Genomic DNA, 8198 nt, shown 5'->3' on the forward strand with positions numbered 1-8198 from the left:
GGCGACGGCACCCGGTGGAGCGGCGGCGGAATCCGGCGGGCCGGCAGCGGCCGGCACGACCGGCGTGCCCGGGGAGGCCGGGGAGGCCGGGGCGGCCGGGGAGGCCGGGGCGACCCCGTGGGCGGTGAGCCAGCCCGGGTCGCCGACCGGCAGCAGCCCCCCGTCGAGCTGGTCCCACGACGCCAGGCAGCCCGAGCCCAGGAAGTGGTGGTTGCCGAGCGCCTCGCGGATGCCGAGGTCGGTCAGGACGGCGGTCGGGATGCCCCGGTGCAGGGACTCCAGGGCGGCGGTGGAGGACACGGTGACCAGCAGGTCGGTGCCGTCCAGCACCTCGCCCATGTTCCCGTACGTCAGGCGGCAGTTGGGCGGCAGCCCGCCCGGGAGGCGCTCGGCCAGGCGCTGGTAGGGGTGTTCCTCCAGGTGCGTGGTGTGCTCCCCCGGCCGGCTGCGGAGTTTGACGAGCACCTCCCGCCCCGGGTGCAGCCGGGCGTGCCGGGCGGCGCGCTCCAGGAGGTAGGCGCGGTCGGGGCGGCCCTCCGGGACGGAGGGCTGCACCGCGAAGACGACCCGGTGGGCGCGGTCGCCCGCGCCCTCGTACGCCGCACCCTCCAGGAAGGGCAGGGCGGTCTCGACGACGGCCGCCGGATCGGCGCCCGCGCCCTCGTACACGGCGCGGAAGCGGGCGGCGTCGTGGCGGGAGTTGGCGAGGACCAGGTCGGCGCCGTGCCGCAGCAGGAGCCCGTCGGCGAGCTTCTCGTAGACGACGCCGACGTAGCCGGTGACGAGGACGGGGCGGGCGGCCGGGTCGGGCCACAGGGCGCGCGCCCCGTGCAGGACGGCCTGGACGGCGCCGCCGACGAGGGCGAGGACGACCACGTCGTAGTGCCGGCGCCCGAGTTCGGCGAGGAACTCGGCGCAGGTCACCTCCACCGGACCGGCGTCCGCCTCCCCGACGCCCGCCTCGCCGAGCTGGCGCGCGGTGGGGGTGGCCCGGCCGCGCAGTACGTACCCGGTGGGCGCGGGGGCGTCGGGGGCGAGGCGGCGGGCGGTGAGGGCGCCCCATTTCCAGCGCGTGTCGGAATCCGCGAGTACGGCGACGCGTTGACCGGACCGGCTGCTGCTGAGTGGCACTGGCACCCGGCAGAAGCTATTCCGCATTTCCGGTGATCGGCCCAACGAGCGCACAACGGCGGGTTAACAACCCGTCGACGAAATGCGAAAGCGTCCTGGTTAACGTGCCCGCCCCGCGTCGTTCACATGGAATCCGCATCCGGGCCACGGTGAATGCCGGGCCGCGTCCTAATGTCTCGCGGGTGCCCAAGCTCTCTGTTGTCGTGCCGTTCTACAACGTGCAGACGTACGCACCGGACGTCCTGAAGGGACTCGCTCTCAACGCGCGTGAGGATTTCGAGTTCCTGCTGGTCGACGACCGCTCCACGGACGGGACGCCCGAGCTCCTGGAGCGCGCGGCGGCGGGCGGCCTGCCCGGGGCGGTCCACCTCAGACGGGACCGCAACGGCGGGCTGGCGGCGGCCCGCAACACCGGACTGGACGCGGCGCGCGGCGAGTACATCGCCTTCCTGGACGGCGACGACTGGCCGGCGCCGGGCCACCTGGCCCGTACGCTGGCCGCCATCGAGGCTCTGAACTGCGATTTCGTCCGTACCGACCATGTACAGGTGACGGGCCGGGAGCGGATCGTGCAGCGGGTGCCCTACGGGCCGCAGGGGGTGGTGGGCGATCCGCGCGCGGGGATCCTGCCGACCGCGCGGGCCACGGCGGTGGACTACCCGTACGCCTGGGCGGGGATGTACCACCGGCGGCTGCTGGACCAGGGCCTGCTGCACTTCACGGACGGGCTGCGGACGGCGGAGGACCGGCCGTGGATCTGGCGGCTGCACCGTACGGCGCGGTCCTTCGCGGCGATCGGCGAGGCCGGAATCTTCTACCGGCGCGGCATTTCCACCTCGCTCACCCAGATCGGGGACGAGCGTCAGCTCGATTTCATTCGAGCATTTGATCAAGTACTCGCGGACACCGCCACGGACCGGGAATCCGAACTCCTGCTCCCCAAGGCCGTCCGAACGTATTGCGCGATTATCGCGCACCATATCGGCACCACCGAAAGGCTCGAACCGGCCGTGGCGAAAAAACTCCGTGTGATGAGCGCGGAGGCGCTCGGGCGCATGCCGCGGCCCCTTTTGGAACAGGCGCTCGACTCGATGGACGCCGACCGCTCCGCGCTGCTGCGCAGACTGCGGCGCCGCACGCCGGCCACCGCGGCCACCGCGGCCACCGGCGCCACCGCTGCTCCCGGTGCCGCCGCGTGAACGGCGACCGCCGCGTGCCCGGCGACCGCGTCACCCAGGTCTTCCTCGCCTCCACCCTCTACGGGACGGCCACCCTCGCCGCCGCCCTCGACGCGGGCGCCTTCCCGGCGGCAGCCCGCCGGATCCTGCTGACCAGCAACCACTCCCTCACCCCCGAGGTCACCCCCGGCATCGACGCCATGCCGGGCTTCGAGGCGCTGCGGACCCGCTTCGACGAGGTGCGCGACTGGAACGCCTTCCTCGCCCCGCAGCACCCGAGCACCTGGGCCCCGCGCCCCGACGACGTCCCGCTGTGGGAGCGGCAGCTGCGCGCCCTGTGGGGGCTCGGCGGGGACCGGGTCGAGCTGGTGGTGGAGTCCCTCCAGGTGCCGCCCGCGCAGAGCCTGTGCCGGCTGTTCCCGGGCGCGGCGATCGACGTGTACGCGGACGGGCTGATGTCCTACGGCCCCACCCGCTTCCGCCTCGACCCGCAGATCGGCATGCGGGTCCGGCGAGTGCTCCACCTGGACCTGGTCCCCGGCCTGGAGCCGCTGCTGCTGACGGAGTTCGGGGTGCCCCCGGAGCCGGTCCCGGCGCCCGCCTTCCTCAAGGTCATGGCGGAGCTGGCCGCACTGCCCGACGACAGCGGCTACGAACCCCGCGAGTCCTGCGCCCTCCTCCTGGGCCAGTACCTCTCCGCGCTGGACCTGATGTCCCCGGCGCAGGAGGAGGAACTGCACGTCGCGATGGTGCGCGGGGCCTGGGAGCGGGGCCACCGGGAACTGGTCTTCAAACCGCACCCCTCCGCCCCGGCGGCCTACTCCCGGCGGGCGGAGACGGAGGCGGAACGCCTCGGGGCGCGGCTGACGGTGCTGGACGCGCCCGTCCTGGCGGAGACCCTGTACGAGCGGCTGCGCCCCGCGCTGGTGGCGGGCTGCTTCTCGACGGGGCTGCTCACGGCGCGGGCCCTGTACGGGATCCCGGTCGCGCGCACCGGGACCGGCCCGCTGCTGGCCCGCCTGGCCCCGTACCAGAACAGCAACCGGATCCCGCTGACACTGGTGGACGCGCTGGTCCCGGACCTGGCGGCGGCGCCGGGCGACGGGCCCGGCGCCCCGGAGGACGGCGCCCCGGAGGACCTGCCCGGCCTGGTCACCGCCGTCGGCTTCGCCATGCAGCCCCGGATCCTCGCCGACCGGCGGGAGCGGGCCGAGGCCCATCTGGCCCGGCACCTGGGCGAGCGGACCCGGCACTACTTCAACCGCCGTCGGCTCACCACGCTGGGCCTGCCGGGCGGGATCCCCGCGCAGCTGTCCTTCCTGCCCCGCAGCCCCGCCGTGCGCCGGGTCGTGCACCGGCTGCGGCGGGGTCTGCGCCGGGTCAGCTGACGGCGAGCTTCGCGGCGAAGCCCAGGAAGATCACGCCGGCCGCCGAGGTGGCCCCGGCCGCGAGCCGCTTGCGGCGGCGGAAGGCGGCGGAGAGGCGGGTGCCGGTGAATATCAGGGTGGACAGGTAGAGGAGGCTGACCAGCTGGGAGACGGTCCCCAGCAGCAGGAAGGACAGCGCGGGGTAGGAGTAGTGCGGGTCCACGAACTGCACGAAGAAGGACAGCAGGAAGAGGATCGCCTTCGGGTTGAGCAGGCTCACCACCAGCGCCCGCCGGAACGGCCGCTCGACGGCGCCGGCGGCCTCCTCCCCGGCCGGGGCCTCCTCGTCAGGCGAGCGGCGGCTGCGCCACATGGCCAGGGCGCCGCGCAGCATGCCCACGGCCAGCCACCCGAGGTACCCGGCGCCGAGCACCTTGACCGCGGTGAACAGCACCGGGCTGGTCTGGAGCAGCGCGCCCGCGCCGACGGCGGCCAGCACCATCAGCACGGTGTCACCGGTGAACACCCCGGAGGCGGCCTTGTAGCCCTCCTTCACCCCGCGCCGCGAGGCCACGGAGAGCACGTAGAGGGAGTTCGGTCCCGGCAGCAGCACGATCAGCACGACGGCGGCGAGATACGTAGGAAGATCTGTCACACCCAGCATGTGCAGGAGTGTCCCATAGGGACGCACCTGTCGTGCCAGTGAATTCCGTCGCATCCGCCGGCCCGCCCGTCAGCTCGGCTCGTACGCCCCCCAGACCTCCCGCAGCACCCCGCACACCTCCCCCACCGTGGCCCGCGCCCGCAGCGCCTCCTTCATCGGGGGGAGCACGTTCTCCCCTGTCCCGGCCGCCGCCCGGCGCAGCGCGGCCAGCTCACGTTCCACCGCCGCCCCGTCCCGCCCGGCGCGCAGCCGCGCGAGCGCCGCGCACTGGCGGGCCTCGATCGCCGGGTCCACCCGCAGCGGCTCGTAGGGCTCCTCCTGGTCGAGGGCGAACCGGTTGACCCCGACGACCACCCGCTCCCCGGCCTCCTGCTCCCGCACGATCCGGTACGCGTTGGCCTCGATCTCCCCCTTCTGGAAGCCGGCCTCGATCGCCGCGACCGCCCCGCCCAGCTCCTCGATCCTGCGCATCAGGGCGAGCGCGGCCGCCTCCACCTCGTCCGTCATCCGCTCGACCGCGTACGAACCGGCGAAGGGGTCGGCGGTGTGCGGGACGTCGGTCTCGTACGCGAGCACCTGCTGGGTGCGCAGCGCGAGGCGGGCCGACTTCTCCGTGGGCAGGGCGATGGCCTCGTCGAAGGAGTTGGTGTGCAGCGACTGCGTGCCCCCCAGTACGGCGGCCAGCGCCTGCACGGCCACCCGTACGAGGTTCAGTTCCGGCTGCTGCGCCGTCAGCTGGACCCCGGCTGTCTGGGTGTGGAAGCGCAGCATCAGCGACTTCGGGTCGCGCGCCCCGAAGTCCTCGCGCATCAGCCGGGCCCAGATCCGCCGGGCCGCCCGGAACTTGGCGACCTCCTCCAGCAGGGTGGTGCGGGCGACGAAGAAGAACGACAGCCGGGGCGCGAACGCGTCGACCTCCATGCCGGCCGCCAGCGCGGCACGGACGTACGCGACGGCGTCGGCGAGGGTGAAGGCGATCTCCTGTACGGGCGAGGCCCCGGCCTCGGCCATGTGGTAGCCGGAGACGGAGATGGTGTTCCACTTCGGGATCTCGGCGCGGCAGTAGCGGAAGGTGTCGGCGGTCAGCCGCAGGGAGGGGCCGGGCGGGAAGATGTACGTCCCGCGCGCGATGTACTCCTTCAGGATGTCGTTCTGCACGGTGCCCGTCAGCAGCGCGGGATCGATGCCCCGCTCCTCGGCGACGAGCTGGTACATGAGCAGCAGCAGGGCAGCCGGGGCGTTGATGGTCATCGAGGTGGAGACCCGGTCCAGGGGGATCCCCTCGAAGAGCGTGCGCATGTCCTCGACGGAGTCCACGGCCACCCCGACCTTGCCGACCTCCCCGCGGGCGAGCGGGGCGTCGGAGTCGTGCCCCATCTGGGTGGGCAGGTCGAAGGCCACGGACAGCCCGGTCCCGCCGCCCTCGATGAGCTGCCGGTAGCGGGCGTTGGACTCGGCGGCCGTACCGAACCCGGCGTACTGGCGCATCGTCCAGGGGCGCCCGGTGTACATGGTGGGGTGGATCCCCCGGGTGTACGGGTACGCCCCCGGCTCCCCCAGGCTCACCGCCGGGTCCCAGCCCCTCAGGTCCTCGGGCCCGTAGACCGGTTCGATCGGGATGCCGCTCTCGCTGCGTGGTGCGGGACGGACCATGACGCGATTCCTCCGTGTCCGTGCTGCCGGCCGGCCCGGGGCTGGTACAACCGTGCCCGCGGCGGCCGCTGGTCACAATGGGGCAACAACGGGTGAACGTCCGCAACTGTCCACGCCCACGAAGCATCACCCAGATACACGACGTCGAAATCGGGGGACCGCGATGCACCGCCAGAGAGTCATGATCCGTACGCTCGGCCTGGCCGCGGCCGTCGCGCTGGCAGCGACCGGCTGCGGCCCCCAGAAGTCCGGCGCCGGGCCGGCGTCGCCGTCCTCGCCGGTGGCGGGGAGTTCGCCCGAGGCCTCCCCCTCCACCCCGGACGACGGCAAGGCGGGGGCGTCCTCGCCCGCGGCGTCGCCGTCGCAGTCGCCCTCCTCGTCGGCCTCCCCGTCGGCCTCCGCGCCGTCCTCCGCGCCGTCCTCCTCCCCCGGCGTGCAGCCGATCATGGCGAACGGGGACGAGAGCGAGCAGATCCGCGACCTCCAGGCCCGGCTGCGCCAGCTCAAGCTGGTCTCGACGGCGCCCACCGGGTTCTACGGCTCGAAGACCACCGCCGCGGTCAAGACCTTCCAGTCCCGGCACGGGCTCGCCGCCACCGGTTCGGTGGACGAGGCCACCTGGCAGAAGGTCCAGGGCCTCACCAAGAAGCCGACGGAGGACGAGCTGCGCCCGCCGACCACCAACGAGGTCGACGCCCCGGACCCGCGCTGCATGCAGGGCCGGGTCATGTGCATCAGCAAGGAGAGCCGGACCCTCGCCTGGATGATCGACGGCAAGGTGGTCTCCACCATGGACGTGCGCTTCGGTTCGGAGAACACCCCGACCCGCGAGGGCGAGTTCCAGGTGGGGTGGAAGGCCAAGGAGTGGACGTCGACGATCTACCACACGTCGATGCCGTACTCGATGTTCTTCAGCGAGGGCCAGGCGGTGCACTACTCGTCGGACTTCGCGGCCCGCGGCTACGCCGGTGCCTCGCACGGCTGCGTGAACGTCCGCGACAAGGCCAAGCTGTCGGCGCTGTTCGACCAGGTGAAGGTGGGCGACAAGGTCGTCGTCTACTGGTGAACCCGGTAGCGGATTGAGGGCGCGGGCAGGGCCGGGGGAACGTGCCCCGCCCGCGCCGGTTGCGCAGAGCCCAGGGGTACGGGGGGAACCCCGGCTCATGCGCGGCCGATGACCAGTCGGCTCAATATGTACTGCGCCGAAGCTGCGGAAAGTGTTACTGGCCTCCGTGCGGGGCGTTGCCCCGACGTTTCGGCGGCCGGAGCAGACCCCGATCCGGACCGGAAACTACGGCGATTTTCGGCCAAGCGGCAGCACGGAGCCGCGGCCGAACGGGTGGGGAACCGACGGGTCCGGGATCAGCGGGTACGGAAGCCCAGCGCGCCGCCCGCCTTCGCGGTCTGCGTCGGGAGCAGGGCGCTGCCCGGGTCGACGGTGCCGCTCTGCGGCAGGCCGTCGCGGACCCCGTCCAGCAGGGCCTCGCAGAAGCGCGCGATCTTCGCCGGGGTGCCGGCGAGCCTGGAGAGGCGCTCGCGGCGGTCGTCGTCCATCCGGCCCGAGCGGTAGGCCTGGCACAGGTCGGCGGGCTTGACCTGGGTGTCCGGCTCGCGGTCCTTGCCGCCGGTCAGCTTGTCGGTGACCTTGTCGCGACCGCCGTCCGTACCGGTCCCCGCGCCGAATCCCGCTCCCGTGCCCGCGGTGCCGGGCGGCAGCGACAGGCTGCCCGAGGGGGCACCGGGGATCGTACGGGTCTCCGTACCGGGCATCCGGGAGGCGCCCGGACTGGCGGGCGCCAGGCCCTCGCCGCCGCGCGGCGGGGTGGGGCGCGGCTGCGGGACGAGGTCGGGGCCGGTGGTGTCCGCGGCGGGCGCCGGATCGGGACCGGCGCTGATCGAGACGGCAGGGGCGGGGCCCGCGGTGTGATGCGTCACACGGTCCAGCAGGCCGCCGGCCGCGGCGGCGGCGATCCCGCCGACGGCGACGCCGGCCAGCGCGGCGGCCAGCCCGAAGCGCACGGGGGCTCCGCCGCGCCGCTGCGCGGGGATCCGTACGCGGGGTATCGGGGCCAGGTCGACCAGCGGTTCACAGTCGTCGCCCGCGCCCCGCGCGCCGGTCCCGAGGGCCCCGGTTCCAGAACAATGCAATGCTCACGGGCATCGGCGCAGGTCAGACGGGTCTCGGATAGCTGCCAGTCAGCAAAC

At 73.6% G+C, this 8198-nt stretch carries 7 protein-coding genes; 3 read left to right on the forward strand and 4 right to left on the reverse strand.

Annotated features, from left to right (window positions below; all coding sequences use genetic code 11):
• On the reverse strand, positions 1-1131 hold a 1131-nt coding region (locus tag ACEPPI_RS38730; RefSeq protein ID WP_373919956.1), incomplete at its 3' end, for a DUF6716 putative glycosyltransferase.
• A 182-nt stretch (positions 1132-1313) separates the two neighbouring features.
• On the opposite strand from ACEPPI_RS38730, the gene ACEPPI_RS38735 reads away from it, so the two are divergent.
• Both ACEPPI_RS38735 and ACEPPI_RS38740 read left to right on the forward strand, forming a co-directional pair.
• Entirely contained in the window at positions 1314-2330 is a 1017-nt protein-coding gene (locus tag ACEPPI_RS38735; RefSeq protein WP_373919951.1) for a glycosyltransferase family 2 protein, read from the forward strand.
• 14 nt (positions 2331-2344) lie between these two features.
• Positions 2345-3697: a polysialyltransferase family glycosyltransferase gene (locus ACEPPI_RS38740; RefSeq protein ID WP_373919957.1), complete on the forward strand. Its 1353-nt coding sequence runs from the start codon at positions 2345-2347 to the stop codon at positions 3695-3697.
• On the opposite strand, the gene leuE is transcribed toward ACEPPI_RS38740, so the two are convergent.
• Positions 3690-4340: a leucine efflux protein LeuE gene (gene leuE, locus ACEPPI_RS38745; protein ID WP_373919952.1), complete on the reverse strand. Its 651-nt coding sequence runs from the start codon at positions 4338-4340 to the stop codon at positions 3690-3692. The two genes, ACEPPI_RS38740 and leuE, sit on opposite strands and share 8 nt — an antisense overlap.
• A 69-nt stretch (positions 4341-4409) precedes the next feature.
• On the reverse strand, positions 4410-5993 hold the full coding sequence (locus ACEPPI_RS38750; protein WP_373919953.1) for a methylmalonyl-CoA mutase: 1584 nt from the start codon (positions 5991-5993) through the stop codon (positions 4410-4412).
• Positions 5994-6156: 163 nt separating this feature from the next.
• On the opposite strand from ACEPPI_RS38750, the gene ACEPPI_RS38755 reads away from it, so the two are divergent.
• Positions 6157-7059 carry a peptidoglycan-binding protein gene (locus ACEPPI_RS38755; RefSeq protein ID WP_373919954.1) on the forward strand — a complete coding sequence of 301 codons (903 nt, stop codon included), beginning with the start codon at positions 6157-6159 and terminating at the stop codon, positions 7057-7059.
• Between the two features lie 296 nt (positions 7060-7355).
• Here ACEPPI_RS38755 and ACEPPI_RS38760 read toward each other — a convergent pair whose 3' ends face one another.
• Positions 7356-8012 (reverse strand): hypothetical protein, encoded by a 657-nt coding sequence (locus ACEPPI_RS38760; RefSeq protein WP_373919955.1) that lies wholly within the window; start codon positions 8010-8012, stop codon positions 7356-7358.
• Between the last annotated feature and the right edge of the window lie 186 nt (positions 8013-8198).

The sequence above is a fragment of the Streptomyces sp. AB3(2024) genome, assembly GCF_041862025.1.
Lineage (GTDB): Bacteria > Actinomycetota > Actinomycetes > Streptomycetales > Streptomycetaceae > Streptomyces.

What these genes read in the sequence shown, in the direction of transcription:
- leuE (WP_373919952.1), bottom strand. Translation starts at nt 4,340, where the DNA reads ATGCTGGGTGTGACAGATCTTCCTACGTATCTCGCCGCCGTCGTGCTG.
- ACEPPI_RS38750 (WP_373919953.1), bottom strand. Translation starts at nt 5,993, where the DNA reads ATGGTCCGTCCCGCACCACGCAGCGAGAGCGGCATCCCGATCGAACCG.
- ACEPPI_RS38755 (WP_373919954.1), top strand. Translation starts at nt 6,157, where the DNA reads ATGCACCGCCAGAGAGTCATGATCCGTACGCTCGGCCTGGCCGCGGCC.